This window comes from Saccharothrix espanaensis DSM 44229 (assembly GCF_000328705.1).
Classification (GTDB): domain Bacteria; phylum Actinomycetota; class Actinomycetes; order Mycobacteriales; family Pseudonocardiaceae; genus Actinosynnema; species Actinosynnema espanaense.
In genome coordinates, this window is record NC_019673.1 from 8,101,887 (window position 1) to 8,115,999 (window position 14,113).

Annotated in this window: 16 protein-coding genes; 6 read left to right on the top strand and 10 right to left on the bottom strand. The window is 72.0% G+C overall.

The window, feature by feature from the left end:
• Position 1 precedes the first annotated feature (1 nt).
• The 7 genes from dhaM to BN6_RS35410 all read right to left on the bottom strand — a co-directional run bounded on the left by dhaM (position 2) and on the right by BN6_RS35410 (position 7,106).
• Positions 2-682 (bottom strand): dihydroxyacetone kinase phosphoryl donor subunit DhaM, encoded by a 681-nt coding sequence (gene dhaM / locus BN6_RS35380; protein ID WP_015104664.1) that lies wholly within the window; start codon positions 680-682, stop codon positions 2-4.
• The gene (gene dhaL, locus BN6_RS35385) at positions 679-1,308 is read right to left on the bottom strand and encodes a dihydroxyacetone kinase subunit DhaL (RefSeq protein ID WP_015104665.1); all 630 of its coding nucleotides are present in this window, start codon (positions 1,306-1,308) and stop codon (positions 679-681) included. The genes dhaM and dhaL overlap by 4 nt, the downstream gene beginning before the upstream one ends.
• Positions 1,308-2,309, bottom strand: a complete 1,002-nt coding sequence (dhaK, locus tag BN6_RS35390; RefSeq protein WP_041319137.1) for a dihydroxyacetone kinase subunit DhaK — start codon at positions 2,307-2,309, stop codon at positions 1,308-1,310. The genes dhaL and dhaK overlap by 1 nt, the downstream gene beginning before the upstream one ends.
• A 56-nt stretch (positions 2,310-2,365) precedes the next feature.
• Positions 2,366-3,871 carry an aldehyde dehydrogenase family protein gene (locus BN6_RS35395; RefSeq protein ID WP_015104667.1) on the bottom strand — a complete coding sequence of 502 codons (1,506 nt, stop codon included), beginning with the start codon at positions 3,869-3,871 and terminating at the stop codon, positions 2,366-2,368.
• 71 nt (positions 3,872-3,942) lie between these two features.
• Positions 3,943-4,935: a DUF3558 domain-containing protein gene (locus BN6_RS35400; protein ID WP_015104668.1), complete on the bottom strand. Its 993-nt coding sequence runs from the start codon at positions 4,933-4,935 to the stop codon at positions 3,943-3,945.
• A gap of 210 nt (positions 4,936-5,145) precedes the next feature.
• Complete coding sequence (locus tag BN6_RS35405; protein WP_015104669.1) at positions 5,146-5,409, bottom strand: hypothetical protein; 264 nt, start codon at positions 5,407-5,409, stop codon at positions 5,146-5,148.
• A gap of 11 nt (positions 5,410-5,420) precedes the next feature.
• Entirely contained in the window at positions 5,421-7,106 is a 1,686-nt protein-coding gene (locus BN6_RS35410) for a sodium:solute symporter family protein (protein WP_015104670.1), read from the bottom strand.
• Between the two features lie 134 nt (positions 7,107-7,240).
• Between BN6_RS35410 and BN6_RS35415 the strand changes: the two genes are divergently transcribed.
• Entirely contained in the window at positions 7,241-7,936 is a 696-nt protein-coding gene (locus BN6_RS35415; protein WP_015104671.1) for a hypothetical protein, read from the top strand.
• Here the strand turns inward: BN6_RS35415 and BN6_RS35420 are convergent.
• Complete coding sequence (locus BN6_RS35420) at positions 7,903-8,262, bottom strand: hypothetical protein (RefSeq protein ID WP_041315234.1); 360 nt, start codon at positions 8,260-8,262, stop codon at positions 7,903-7,905. The two genes, BN6_RS35415 and BN6_RS35420, sit on opposite strands and share 34 nt — an antisense overlap.
• Before the next feature lie 252 nt (positions 8,263-8,514).
• Here BN6_RS35420 and BN6_RS35425 point away from each other — a divergent pair, with 252 nt between their 5' ends.
• Positions 8,515-9,339 carry a hypothetical protein gene (locus BN6_RS35425; RefSeq protein WP_148303145.1) on the top strand — a complete coding sequence of 275 codons (825 nt, stop codon included), beginning with the start codon at positions 8,515-8,517 and terminating at the stop codon, positions 9,337-9,339.
• Positions 9,340-9,343: 4 nt separating this feature from the next.
• Here the strand turns inward: BN6_RS35425 and nucS are convergent, their stop codons facing one another.
• Positions 9,344-10,003 carry an endonuclease NucS gene (gene nucS / locus BN6_RS35430; RefSeq protein ID WP_041315241.1) on the bottom strand — a complete coding sequence of 220 codons (660 nt, stop codon included), beginning with the start codon at positions 10,001-10,003 and terminating at the stop codon, positions 9,344-9,346.
• 56 nt (positions 10,004-10,059) lie between these two features.
• Here nucS and BN6_RS35435 point away from each other — a divergent pair, with 56 nt between their 5' ends.
• From BN6_RS35435 to BN6_RS35445, 3 genes are read left to right on the top strand one after another with little or no spacing between them, the layout of a single operon-like run.
• The gene (locus BN6_RS35435) at positions 10,060-11,442 is read left to right on the top strand and encodes an amino acid permease (protein WP_231904831.1); all 1,383 of its coding nucleotides are present in this window, start codon (positions 10,060-10,062) and stop codon (positions 11,440-11,442) included.
• Between the two features lie 2 nt (positions 11,443-11,444).
• Complete coding sequence (locus tag BN6_RS35440; protein WP_015104676.1) at positions 11,445-11,981, top strand: NUDIX domain-containing protein; 537 nt, start codon at positions 11,445-11,447, stop codon at positions 11,979-11,981.
• Complete coding sequence (locus BN6_RS35445; protein WP_015104677.1) at positions 11,978-12,493, top strand: GNAT family N-acetyltransferase; 516 nt, start codon at positions 11,978-11,980, stop codon at positions 12,491-12,493. The genes BN6_RS35440 and BN6_RS35445 overlap by 4 nt, the downstream gene beginning before the upstream one ends.
• Here the strand turns inward: BN6_RS35445 and BN6_RS35450 are convergent.
• A complete protein-coding gene (locus BN6_RS35450; RefSeq protein ID WP_041319148.1) occupies positions 12,490-13,263 on the bottom strand; it encodes an enoyl-CoA hydratase-related protein in 774 nt (257 codons plus the stop codon). The genes BN6_RS35445 and BN6_RS35450 overlap by 4 nt on opposite strands.
• 56 nt (positions 13,264-13,319) lie before the next feature.
• Between BN6_RS35450 and BN6_RS35455 the strand changes: the two genes are divergently transcribed.
• On the top strand, positions 13,320-14,093 hold the full coding sequence (locus tag BN6_RS35455; protein WP_015104679.1) for a hypothetical protein: 774 nt from the start codon (positions 13,320-13,322) through the stop codon (positions 14,091-14,093).
• The last annotated feature ends 20 nt before the right edge of the window (positions 14,094-14,113 follow it).

Genomic DNA, 14,113 nt, shown 5'->3' on the forward strand with positions numbered 1-14,113 from the left:
GTCACTCGTCGAAGTCGCGACCGGCCAGTTCGCGCACCCGGCGGACGGCTTCGGCGGCGTCCGGCCCGGTCGCCGACACCTCGACCGTCGCACCGCCCGGCGCGCCCAGCCCCATCAGCGCGAGCACGCTGGCGGCGTCCGCCCGCTCGTCGCCGAACCGCACCACGACCTGCGCGTCCAGCCCCGCCAGCGACCGCACGACCAGCGCGGCCGGCCGGGCGTGCAGGCCGACCTCGTTGGTGAGCACGATCTCCGCCGACTCACCGTCCACAGCGGACTCGGACGACGCCGACCCGTTGTCGGAGCTGTCGCCGAACTGCCCGACCGCGCCGCGCGCGGCGTCCGCGACCGTCGGCAGGTCCGCACCGCCCTGCGCGGCCACCGCCGCCGCGACGGCCCCTTCGACCAGCGGCGCGTCCACCACGAGCACGTCGCCGACCGCCTCCTCGGCGGCCATGTCGGCCACCATCCTCGCGCTGCCCAGGTCGTAGAGCACGACGACGCCACCGCCGGAGTCGGCCGCCGCGATCGCCTCCGAGACGGCCACGAAGTCCGTGCCGAGCCCGCCGGACCCGTCACCCCCGGACGCCACGAGCCGCACGTCCGGCGCCATCTGGCCGGCCAGTTCGACCACGCCGTCGGCCAGCGTCCGGCTGTGCGAGACCACCACCAGCCCGATCACCGCGCACCCCCGGCGAAGCTCCGCAGCAGCAACGACGTCGACCGCGCGCCCGGGTCCAGGTGCCCTGCGCTGCGTTCGCCCAGGTAAGAGGCACGACCCTTGCGCGCCACGAGCGGCACGGTCGACTCCGCGCCCTGCTCGGCGGCCTCGGCGGCGGCGGTCAGCACCCCGGCCACGTCCGCGCCGGTCGACGCCACGGACTCCGCGGCGGCCACGGCGGGCGTCAGCGCGTCCACCATCGTCTTGTCGCCCACCACGGCCTTGCCGCGCGCCACGACGCCCTCCAGCGCCGCCTGCAACGCCGTGGCCACCAGCGTGCCGTCCAACTCCGCCGCGTCGCCCACGGAGGTCGCGGCACGCAGGAACGCCGTCCCGTACAGCGGCCCCGCAGCGCCGCCGACGGTCGAGATCAACGTGGTGGCCGCGAGCTTGAGGACCGCGCCGGGCGTCGACGGCAGGTCACCGTCCAATTTGGACAGCAGCGCGGCGAACCCGCGGTTCAGGTTCTCGCCGTGGTCGCCGTCGCCGATCTCCCGGTCCAGCCGCACGAGTTCCTCGCGGTGCTCGGCGACCACGCCGGCCACCGCCCGCAACGCCCGCGCGACGTCCGCCGCCGTGCAGCCCATCAGACACCCCACCGCAGCGCGGCGGTGTGCACCGGGGCGTCCCACAGCTCGATCAGCTCGTCGTCCACCTTCAGCACGGTCAAGCTCATCCCCTGCATCTCCAGACTGGTGATGTACGAGCCGACCAGCCGCCGTTCGACGGTGATCCCGCGCTCGGCGAGCAGCCGTTCGGCGATGCCGTGCGCCAGGTACAGCTCGATCTGCGGCGTGCCGCCCATGCCGTTGGTGAACAGCAGCACCCGGTCGCCCGCGGCGAAGGGCAGGTCCTCCAGGACCGGGTCCAGCAGCGCGGCCACCAGCTCGTCGGCCGGGCCGACCCGCACCCGCCGCCGGCCGGGCTCGCCGTGGATGCCGATGCCCAGCTCCATCTCGTCGTCGGCCAGCACGAAGCTCGGCTCGCCGGCGTGCGGCACGGTGCACGGCGACAGCGCCAGGCCCATCGACCGCACCTGGCCGATCACCTTGCGCGCCAACGCTTCACAGCCGTCGAGGTCGACCCCGCGCTCGGCCGCGGCACCGACGACCTTCTCCAGCAGCACGGTCCCGCCCACGCCGCGCCGGCCCGCCGTGTACAGCGAGTCCTTCACCGCCACGTCGTCGTCGATCACCACGGTCCGCACGTCGACGCCCTCCGCGGCGGCCAGCTCGGCCGCGGTCTCGAAGTTCAGCACGTCACCGGTGTAGTTCTTGACGATCAGCAGCGCGCCGGCGCCGCCGTCGGTGCGGGTCACGGCCGCCTGCACCTGGTCCGGGGTCGGGGAGGTGAACACCGGGCCCGGACAGGCCGCGTCGAGCATCCCGCGCCCGACGAACCCGCCGTGCAGCGGCTCGTGGCCCGATCCACCACCGGAGATGATCGCGACCTTGCGCTGCACCGGCGCGTCCGCGCGCACGACGACGGCGGGGTCGTACTGGACGTCCAGCAGGTCGGCGTGCGCCGCGGCCATGCCCCGCAGCGCGTCCGCCACCACGGTCGCCGGATCGTTGATGATCTTCTTCACGGTGACCTCCATCGCCGATGGTCACCCCATTCCTACCCCACCCGGGGAGGACACGCTCAGCGCCCGTAGAGCACCTTGACCAGCCGCACGACGTGCCTGATCGTGCGCGATCCGCGCTCGTAGGTCATCGGGTTCAAGGCCGCCGCGAAACGCTTCCGGGTGACCGCGTGCGCGTAGGTGAACTCACGCAGCCCGTCCTCGCCGTGGATGCGCCCGAACCCCGAATCGCCCACGCCGCCGAAGGGCAGCCCGGGTACCGAGGCGTAGGCGAGCACCGAGTTCACCGACACCATGCCGCAGCGCAGCTTGTCCGCCAGCTCCTCGCCGCGGTTGCGGGAGAACACCGTCGCGCCCAGCCCGTAGGGCAGCGAGTTGGCCCGCCGCACGGCCTCGTCCGCGTCGGCCACCCTGGTCAGCACCAGCGTGGGCCCGAACGTCTCGTCGGTCACCGCCGTCGAGTCGTCCGGCACGTCCACCAGGACCACCGGCTCGACGTACGGCGGCCGGATCGACTCCAGCCCTCCCACCACCGCCCGCCCGCCGCGCTCCAACGCGTCGGCCACGTGCGACTTGATGATCTCGACCTGCTTGGGCATGGTGATCGGCCCGAAGTCCGCGTCCGGCTCGCCGCCGGGCCGCAGCTTCTTCGCCTTCTCCACCACGAGCTTGACGAACTCGTCGTACACCGCGTCCGCGACGTAGACCCGCTCGACGCCCGCGCACGTCTGGCCGGCGTTGAAGATGCCGCCCCACACGGTCGCCTCGGCCGCGCCGCGCACGTCCGCGTCCTCCGCGACGATCAGCGGGTCCTTGCCGCCGCACTCGACCAGCACTGGGGTCAGCGTCGCCGCGCAGGAGGCCATGACCTTCCTGCCGGTCGGCGTGGACCCGGTGAACGCCAGCTTGTCGACCCCGGCCGCGCACAGCGCCGCGCCGGTCTCGCCGAACCCCGTTACCACCTGGAACACCGGGTGCTCCGGGACGACCTCGGCGAACGTGGCACCGAGGAACACCCCGACGCCGGGGGTGAACTCGCTGGGCTTGAACACCACGGCGTTGCCGGCGGCCAGCGCGTAGGCGATCGAGCCCATCGGGGTGAACGCCGGGTAGTTCCACGGCCCGATCACGCCGACCACGCCCAGCGGGAGGTACTCCAGCGTCGCCGCGTGGTTGTACATCAGCATGCCGGGCCTGACCTTGCGCTTGCCCAGCGTCTTGGGCGCCTGCCGGGCCGCCCAGTGCAGGTGGTCGATCACCAGGGCCAGCTCGGTGCGCGCGTCGTCGGCGGACTTGCCGGTCTCCGCGCTGATCAGGGTCTGGAACTCGTCCAGCCGCTTGACCAGCAGCCGGCGCCAGGCGTCCAGCCGGGTGCGCCGGCCGTCGAACCCGAGGCCGGCCCAGAACACCGCCGCCGGCCGCGCCGACTCGACCGCGGCCCGCACGTCGGCCTCGCCGTGCACCGGGTGGTGCGCGATGACCTCGCCCGTGCGCGGGTCGAGCGAGGCGAACCGCTTCTGCTCGCCGTCGGCCCGCGAGGGCTTGGTGGGGGCGGTCTGGGTCATCGGGGGCCCTCCAGGTGCACGAAGGTGTTACTCGACAGTAACGGCTGACCGCAGCAGATGTCAGCCCCCGTTCAGCCCTTCGGGACCTTGGGCAGCACGGCCTTCGCGAAGGCCACCGCCATCGCGCACCGGTCGAACTCCGACTTCTTGGGCCCGGCCGCCTTCACCTCGACGATCTCGCCCTCCTCGCCGGTGTTGAGCCGCTGGACCCACTTCACCGAGCACGACGGGTACGCGCCGGAGTTCTCCAGCTGGTAGCCCGTCGTCCCGCCGAGGTCCACCTCGACCTGCTTGGCGTCGAACTTGCGGTCCGCCGGGACGAACGTGGACCGCATGTCCAGCGTGATCTCCTTGCCGTTGGCCACCCACGAGCAGTTGTGCAGCCCGTACGGGTAGATCCGGTTGTCCGCGCCGACGGCCGCTTCGACCGCGGCCTTGTCCACCAGCGCGCACGGGTCGAGCGTGACCAGGGAGTCCTTCGGCGGCGACTTCACGCCCACCCGGTCCTTGAGCAGCTTGACCACCGACTCGGCCACCTTGCGGCCGGGGGCGCACGCGTCGCCCTCCTTGTAGCCGATCTGCACGGTCAGCCCGAGCGCCGGCTTCTCCTGGGTGATCACCGAGACGAAGCACGCGCTGGTGTCCAGCGTCTGCTCGTAGCTCTTGAGCCCGGCGAGCTGCTTGTCCGCGTTCTTCAGCTCGGTGGTCATGGTCTGGCCGATCTCCACGGTGACCGCCAGGTCCTTGCCGTTCTTGTCCTTCATGAAGTTGGAGCACCGGCTGAACCCGGTCGCCGACACCTCGCCGGGCGTGCCCAGCGTCTCCAGCAGCTTGCGGTCCAGCAGCTTGCACGGGTCGATCAGCCGCAGCTTGTCGGCGGCGAACGCCGGGTCCACCGGCTGCCCGTCCGGCACGTTCGTGGGCTGCGGGCCGGTGGTCTCGGTGACGTTCTCCGCGGCCGCCTGCACCGTGTGACGCGGGTACGGCTTGTGCTTGGCGAGGTCCGTGCCGGCGCAGGCGGACACGAGCAGGAGCGCGCACAGGACAGCGACGAGACGGGGCACGCGTGCACGGTAGCGACCGCCCCGCCGATTCGTGGAGGGAACCCTGTGTTCGGGCTCACCACGCCTATCGGGAACGATTCAGAACATCATCCCGCTACACCTGGTGAACCCCTACGAGAGGAGCACCGAGTTGCGCGACCGCATCCGCCGCGCCATCCGCCGTTTCGACGCCTGGACCGTCGAGGCCTTCAACCCCGTCTACCCGCGCCGTTAGGCCCCTTCCGACACGCCCTCCGCCGCGCTCTCCCGCTCGTCCGGCACCACGATCGGCCGCAGGAACGTCCAGGTGGCGAACAGGGCCGCCAGCACCACCATCCCGACGCCGGACCACAGGTTGATGTTGAGCCCGTCGGCCTTGGCCAGGTCGGCGTCGTCGGTGAAGCCGAGCCCGACCACCACCAGCACCACGCCGTAGACCCCGAACAGGACCGCGATCACCAGTCGCAGGTCGAACAGACCGGCCTTGTGCGCCACGACGACCTCCCTCAGCCGAAGATGATGTTGAGCACGGCCGTCAGCACCAGGACACCGATGCCGAGCAGCACGGGCGAGCGGTACCAGCCGGCGTCCGCGCCGGTGGCCGAGTGCTTGCGGGACTCCTTGGGCGTGAGGCTGTAGACCAGCCCGACCAGGCGTTCCTCCGGTACCGGCCGGGTGAAGGTGGTGACCACGACGCTGACCACGATGTCGACCGCGAACGCCGCGCCCGCGCCGACGAAGCTCGCGCCCTGGCCGGGCAGGTCGACCACGCCGGTCTCGGCGAGCACGAACACCGCCACCGCCGCGAGCGTGCCGGACACCAGGCCGATCCAGCCCGCCGCCGCCGACATCCGCTTCCAGAACATGGCCAGGATGAACGTGGCGAACAGCGGCGCGTTGAAGAACGAGAACAGCGCCTGGATGTAGTCCATGATGTTGCCGTAGCCGGCCGCCAGGAACGCGGTGCCGATGGCGATCAGCGTGCCGCCGATGGTGGCCAGCCGGCCGATCCGCAGGTAGTACTCGTCCGGGCGGTCCTTGCGGACGTAGTCCTGCCACAGGTCGTAGGTGAACACCGTGTTGAACGACGACACGTTCGCCGCCACGCCCGCCATGAACGAGGCCAGCAGGCCGGTGATGGCGATGCCGAGCATGCCGTTGGGCAGCAGTTCGCCGATCAGCGCGGGCAGCGCGTTGTTGTAGACGATCCCGGAGCTGCCGTCGCCGGCCTTCAGCGCCTGCATCTCGGGCACGACCAGCGCCGCGATGATGCCCGGGATGATGATCACGAACGGGATCAGCGCCTTGGGGTACGCGCCGATGATCGGCGTGCGCCGGGCGGCCGACATGCTCTTGGCCGACAGCGCGCGCTGCACCTCGGCGAAGTTCGTCGTCCAGTAGCCGAACGAGAGCACGAACCCGAGCCCGAACACGATGCCGATGACGCTGAGCACCGGGTTCTGGATGCCGGTCAGCTCGGTCGCGGGCCACGCGGAGAGCTGCTCGGAGCCACCGGGGCCGGCGGTGACCTTGTCCACCAGGCCCTGCCAGCCGCCGACCTTGTGCAGGCCGACGATGGTCAGCGGGAGCAGCGCGGCGACGATCACGAAGAACTGGAGCACCTCGTTGTAGATCGCCGCCGACAGGCCGCCGAGCGTGGTGTAGGTGAGCACGATCAGCGCGGCGATGACCACCGACAGCGGGATCGGCCAGCCGAGCATCAGGTTGAGCAGGAACGCCAGCGCGTAGAGGTTCACGCCCGCGATGAGCACCTGCGCGACGGCGAAGCTGATGGCGTTGACCAGGTGCGCGCCCTTGCCGAACCGGCGGCGCAGGAACTCCGGGACGCTGCGGACCTTGGAGCCGTAGTAGAACGGCATCATCACCAGGCCGAGGAACACCATGGCCGGGATCGCGCCGATCCAGTAGTAGTGCACGGTCGCCATGCCGTACTGGGCGCCGTTGGCGGCCATGCCCAGCAGCTCGATCGCGCCGAGGTTCGCGGAGATGAACGCCAGGCCGGTCACCCAGGCGGGCAGCGAGCGGCCGGAGAGCAGGAAGTCCAGGCTCGACGACACCGACCGGCGGGCCAGGAAACCGATACCGAGCACGAACGCGAAGTAGATCGCCAGCAACGCGTAGTCCAGCGGTCCGGCGTCCAGCCGGAGGTCCGCCTCGGCGAGCACGGGCACCGTCGCCCACCTCCCTGTTCAACAAGGTCGAACAACAACAGACATTAACCCACAGCCGATCATGCCGACCGTAGTGCAATCGGGCGGTCTTCGCCGATCTGAACTACCCGCGGCCACACCGCGTACTCCCGGGCGTGATCCCCGATCCCGACAGCCCCGACCAGACGCCCGTAGTCAGCGCGTACGGCGTCGAGTACACGGCCCGCGAGCTCAAGCCGTGGCTGCTGGACGACTACACCCGAACCGGTGGTTACGAACTGCGGTTCCTGATCCGGCACATCGGCTACCCGGACGACCCCCGGTGCGTCAGCCACCGGCCGGGCGCGCTGACCGCGCACCGCGCGGCGGGCCGCCTGGTGCTGCTCTACCACCAGGTCGGCGACGAGGACTACGCCGGCGGTGCCGCCGCCGGGCGCGCACACGCGACGGCCGCGCTCACCGACGCGCGCGGGCAGGACTACCCGGAGCACCTGCCGTTCCTGTTCGTCCCGGCGACGCGGCCGGGCGCACGGCGACCGGAGGCCGCGGCCTACCTGGCGGGCGCGGCGGAGGTGGTCGGGCCGTCACGCACGTGGTGCGCCGGCCCGGTCGACCTGGTGCACGGCCTCCAGGACCGCGCGGCGGCGGCCGGGTACGTGCTCTCCGGCGAGGAGGACGACGTCCGCGCGGGCATCGCGTTCTACCGCTGGAACCACGGCCGCATCTACCCCGGCCGGATCGACGCCGGGCTGGTCAAGTCCTACGTCGACCTCTCGGTGTTCGACGACCCGGCACCGGCCGATCACCCCCGGGACGATCAGCGGGTGATCACGAACGGCGTCTCGGCGTAGTACGGCCCCGATGTCGCGCCGATGACGAATTGGGTACCGGGAGCGGAAGTCTGGAAGGAATCCGGCACCTTCACCAACACCCCGGCGAACCGGCCCGCGCCATCCGTCGCCGCATCACCGACCCGCTGCCCGTGAAAGGTGAACACGACTCGGCTGTTGGCGGGATATCCCTCACCGCTGAGCCGGACCTCGTCACCGGCTTTGGCGGACTTCGGCTGGGTCACCAGCCGGGCCGCCGCCGGGGAAGCCGTGGAACTGCCCGCCGCCACCGGCACCGGGCTCATCGCCGGCTCGGATTCGCAGGCCACCGTCAGGCCGAGCAGCACGGCGATCAGCGCGAGGAGTGGCCGGGGTCTTCGTCCAGGCACGGTGCCTCCCCAAGTCGATTCGCCGGGCCGTCAGCGTATATCGCGAATTGCGCGCTGCCACGCGGCCGAACGGCGTACTCGCCCCGGACCACCGCCGACCGGCCGCGCCCGTAGCGCAGAACTTTTCGCGAGCCCCTCTCGAATAGCTTCCGGTGTAAGGTCGGAGCGCATCCGACTGGGGGTTTTTCGACAGGTCGACCCGGAGGCTTCGTGGACATCTGGCGACCCGTGCACATCACCCACCTGCGACCGGCCGGGATCGTTTCCTGGATCGTGGTCGAACCCCGAAAGCAGTCGCTCGAACTGCGCATAGCCCGGATGGACCCGATAACGCTGTACCCGGCGGGGTTGGGCTGCCTGGTCGTCTACTCGCCATTGACCGCATTATTAGGGCTTCCGGGCATTGTGCTGATGTTGATGCTCAGCGTCGCCACACCGCCGGCGGTCCACCAGCACATGAAGCGGCAGGCGCTGGTCAGGTTCGGCCCGAGCTGGCGGATCTCGCAGGTCACCACCGCCCACTTCCGCCACCTGCCGGGCTCCTACCGCAGACTAGGCCGCGAGCTGGCCGAGCACCTCGACGGGATGTGGAACAGCCTGGCCGCCCGCACCGGCTGGCTGACCGCCGACAAGCTGCACGACGCCCACGGCGCCGTCTGGCGGGCGGCGCTGCTGCTGCTGGGCACGGCCGCCGACCACGCCCTGCTGCGCGAGTCGGCCCGCTACACCGAACTCGGCCACCTCGTCGAAGCCCGGACCGCCGAACTGGCGGGCGTGGAGACGGTCGTCGCCACCGTCGCCGCCCAACTGCGCGAGGCGCACGAGAAGGTCGTCCAGCTCGACGCCGTGATCGCCGCCGAGCAGGACCGCCTCTACCGCGAGCAGCACGTGGCCTACCTGGAGAGCAGGCTCACCAGCGGCACGACCGCACTGCACCCGCAAACGATGCCGCCCGCGTGGCAGGACGACCTCGACGCCATCAACGCCTGCCTCGAAGGGGCGCTGACCGTGCTGTCGCCGGACTGGCGCGGCTGAGCCGTCAGAACAGCCGGAACTCGGCGGACTCGATGCCGCGCAACGCGTCGTAGTCCAGCACCACGCACCGGATGCCGCGGTCCTCGGCCAGCGTCCGGGCCTGGGGCTTGATCTGCTGCGCGGCGAACACGCCCCGGACCGGCGCGAGCAGCGGGTCCCGGTTGAGCAGTTCGAGGTAGCGGGTGAGCTGCTCGACGCCGTCGATCTCGCCGCGGCGCTTGATCTCCACCGCCACCGAACCGCCGGTCGCGTCCCGGCACATCAGGTCGACCGGGCCGATCGGGGTCGGGAACTCGCGGCGCACCAGCGTCCAGCCGTCACCGAGCGTGGTCACGTGCTCGGCCAGCAGCTTCTGCAGGTCCGACTCGACGCCGTCCTTCACCAGGCCCGGCTCGGGACCCAGCTCGTGCTTCGAGTCGTGCAGCACCTCGACCAAGGTGATGATCAGCTTCTCGCCCGCCTTGTTCTGCACCACCCACAGGTCCGGGTCCTCGATGAGCCAGCACGGCGGGCTCATCCAGTTCAACGGCTTGAACGCCCGGTCGTCGGAGTGGATGGACACCGAGCCGTCCGCCTTGATCAGCAGCAGGCGCTGGGCCATCGGGAGATGGGCCGTGAGGCGTCCGACGTAGTCGACCTGACAGCGAGCGATGACGAGGCGCACGGCCGACAGGCTACGGGGTGCGAGCGGGGTGCCACCGGCAGGTACCGTCGAGCGCCGTGTCACTCCTGCGCACCAAGCCCGTCGACCAGCTCACCGGCGACGGCGACCACACCCCGCTGCACCGCTCGCTCGGCCTGGTCCCGCTGATCGCGCTGTCGGTCGGCGCGACGCTGGGCACCGGCATCTTCGTCGTCCTCGGCCAGGCCGCCCCGGTCGCCGGGCCGGCGGTGGCGGTGTCGTTCGTGGTCGCCGCGCTGGCCGCGCTGTTCTCCGCGCTGTCCTACGCCGAGCTCGCGGGCGCGGTGCCGGTCGCCGGGTCGGCCTACTCCTACACCTACGCCACGCTCGGTGAGTTGGTCGCGTGGGTGTGCGGGTGGTGCCTGCTGCTGGAGTACGGGGTGTCCGTCGCGGCCGTGGCGGTGGGGTGGAGCGGGTACCTCAACGCCTTCCTGGACGCCACACTGGGCGTCCAGCTGCCGGCCGCGCTGTCCGGCGAGGTGGTCAACCTGCCCGCCGCGGTCGTCGTGCTGCTGGCGATGGGCGTGCTGCTGGGCGGGGTCAAGGAGAGCGCGGCGGTCACCACCGTGACGACCGCGCTCAAGGTCCTGGTGCTGCTGTTCTTCGTGGTGGTGGCGGTGTTCGGGTTCCAGACCCGGAACCTCACCCCGTTCGCGCCGGCCGGGGTCGCGGGCATCACCGGGGCCGCGTCGCTGGTGTTCTTCTCGTTCATCGGGTTCGACGCGGCGTCCACGGCGGGCGAGGAGGCCAAGAACCCCCAGCGGGACCTGCCGCGCGCCATCGTGATCTCGCTGGCGATCGTGACCGTGGTCTACGTGCTGGTCGCGCTGACCGCCGTGGGCGCGGCCGGCGTCGACGTGCTCACCGGCTCGGACGCGTCGCTGGCCGCGGTGCTGCGGCAGCTCACCGACCAGGCGTGGCCCGCCACGATCCTGTCCGCCGGCGCGGTGGTCGCGATCGCCTCGGTGGTGCTGACCGTCCTCTACGGACAGACGCGGGTGCTGGTGGCGATGTCCCGCGACGGCCTGGTGCCGAAGGTGTTCTCCCGGGTCGGCGTGCGCCGGGTGCCCACCGCCAACACGGTGATCGTCGGCGTGGTCGTCGCGGTGCCGGCCGCGCTGGTGCCGCTCGGCCAGCTCGCGGAAGCCACCAGCATCGGAACCCTGGTCGCGTTCGGGCTGGTCAACGTGGGTGTGGTTGTGCTGCGGAGGTCACGGCCGGACCTGCCGCGCGGGTTCCGCACGCCGTGGGTGCCGGTGGTGCCGCTGCTCGGGCTCGCCCTGTGCGTGCTGCTGGTCGCCGGGCTCGCGCCCGTGACGTGGTTGGCGTTCGGGATCTGGTCCGTGGTGGGGTTGGTGGTGTACTTCGCCTACGGACGCCGCCACTCGAAGCTGGCCCCATCGCCGGCACAGGGAGAATGAACGTGGAAACCCTCGGATCGCGTGAGGTGTACGCGAACCCTTGGATGACGGTCCGCGAGGACCCGATCCGACGTGCCGACGGCACGACCGGCATCTACGGCGTGGTCGACAAGCCCGACTACGCGCTGGTCATCCCGCTGGACGGGGAACGCCTGCGGCTGGTCGAGCAGTACCGCTACCCGCTGGGCATGAGGCGCTGGGAGTTCCCCCAGGGCACCGCGCCGGAGGGGGAGGACGAGGAGCCGCTCGCGCTCGCCGCGCGCGAGCTGCGCGAGGAGACCGGCCTGCGCGCCGGGGAGCTGGTCGAGCTGGGCCTGCTCGACGTCGCGGCCGGCATGTCCAGCCAGCGCGGCCGGGTGTTCCTGGCGACCCGGCTCACCGAGGGCTTCCACGAGCGGGAGCACGAGGAGCAGGACATGCGCTCGGCGTGGTTCCCGCGCGCGGAGTTCGAGGCGATGGTGGCGCGCGGCGACATCACCGACGCCCAGTCGATCGCCGCCTACACCCTGCTCCTGCTGCACGAGAACGCGCAGCCGTGAGGGACGTCGTGGAGTTGCTGTCCGCCGACGTGCTGGCGGACGCGGGCGAGCTCGCGGACCTGCTCACCGACGCCGTGGCCGACGGCGCGTCGGTCGGTTTCCTGGCCCCGCTGCCCCGGCCGCACGCCGTGTCGTGGTGGCGGGCCCGCGCGGCGGCCGTGGCCAACGGCGTGCTGTCGGTGTGGGTGGCCCGGGTCGACGGGCGCGTCGAGGGCACCGTCCAGGTCCGGTTCACCACCACGCTCAACGGCACGCACCGCGCGAAGATCATCAAGCTGATCGTGCTGCGGCGGGCCCGCCGCGCCGGGCTGGGCCGGGAACTGCTGGCGGCGGCCGAGAAGTGCGCGGCGGACCGGGGCGCGAGCCTGCTCACCCTGGCCACCAAGACCGGGTCGCCCGCCGAGGCGCTGTTCCGGTCGGCGGGCTGGACCGAGGTGGGCGTGATCCCGGACTACGCGGCCGACCCGACCGGCGAGCTGCGGCCGACCACGATGTACTACAAGCGGGTCTAGTCGGTCCACTCCGCCGGGCGCTTCTCCAGGAACGACACCATGCCCTCCTTCGCGGCGGGCGTCTGGGACGCGGCGGCCATCACCTCGACGGCGATGGCGTACGCGTCGGCCTCGGGCCGGTCCAGCTGGGCGTAGAGGGTCTGCTTGCCCAACGCCTTGCTCGCCCGGCTGCCGCGGGTGGCCCGGCCCAGCAGGTCGGCGACGGCGTCGTCCAGCTCGGCGGCCGGCACCACCTTGTTGACCAGCCCCCACTGCTCGGCGGTCCGCGCGTCGATCACGTCGCCGGTCAGCGCGAGCTCCATCAGCCGCTTGCGCCCGACGGCCCGCGCCACCGGCACCGCCGGCGTGTGGCAGAACCAGCCGGCCTTGCCGCCCGGCAGGGCGAACCCGGCGTCCTCGGACGCCACCGCCAGGTCGCAGGACGCGACGAGCTGGCAGCCGGCGGCCGTGGCCAGGCCGTGCACCCGCGCGATGACGACCTGCGGCACGGATTCGATGGTGCGCATCAGGTCCGTGCACAGGGTCAGCAGGTCGCGCACGCCCTCCAGGTCGCGGGCGGCGACGTCGGCGAAGTCGTGGCCGGCCGAGAACACCGGGCCCTCACCGGCCAGGACGACCCCGGCCGCGTCGGTCGCCGCGATCGCGCGGAACGCCGAGAGCAGCTCCGCCAGGTGCTCGGCGGACAGCGAGTTCCGCTTGCGGGCCCGGTCCATCGTGACGCGCACGACGCCGTCCGCCGGTTCGACGCGAATGTGCTGGTATTCGGCCATGTCCCGACCGTAGTCGGCGGTGCAACCGGCCGCGCGGCGCACTCCGTCCTGAGGCCATGAGACCGCTCGTGCTCGCCCTGGCCGTGCTGCTCGCCGGCTGCACGGCCGGCGAACCCGCCGCCGTGACGACGCCCGCCGGCGGCCCGCCGGTCGACTTCCCGGTGGACGCCGCGCCGCGCCCGGTCGTGCTGATCGGCGAGGCCCTGAACGCCGAGGACGGACTGCGCGACGGCGACCGGCTCGACGCCGCGTTCGAGTTCGCCGGGCAGCACCCGCCGACCCCCGCGCCCGCCGAAGTCGCCCTGCCGGGCCGAATACCGGCCACCATGCCGATGATCGGCTCCGCCGACGCCGTGCGGGCCATGAGCCGCGGCACCGGCGACCCGGTCCGGCTGGTCTCCGCCGAGTTCGGCATGTCCGGGTACGCGACCGACCGCGGCCTGCGATCGCTGCCCGCGTGGAGGTTCACCACCGAGGCGGGCAGCGTGCCGGCGTGGCCGGCGCTGGAGCCCGGCACGTTCTGGAAGCTCGGGGAGGTGCGCCCGGCGACGGTGCGCGAACCGGCGCGCGTCGTCGGCGAACGCCTGTCCGTGACCACGCAGGCCCCACCGGCGGCGTGCCGCGGCGACTCACCCGCCCGCCACGTGCCCGTCATCCGGGAAACCGACAGCACCATCACAGTGGGCCTGCACCCGAGGGGTCACGTCGGCGACTGCCGGCGCAACCTGGCCATCCTCACCGAGGTGCACGAGGTGACGCTCAAGAAGCCGCTGGGCAACCGCCTGCTCCTGGACGGCGACGGCGGCGTCATCGCGGCCACACGCATGTAGCCGACGTGCAACCGCTCTCC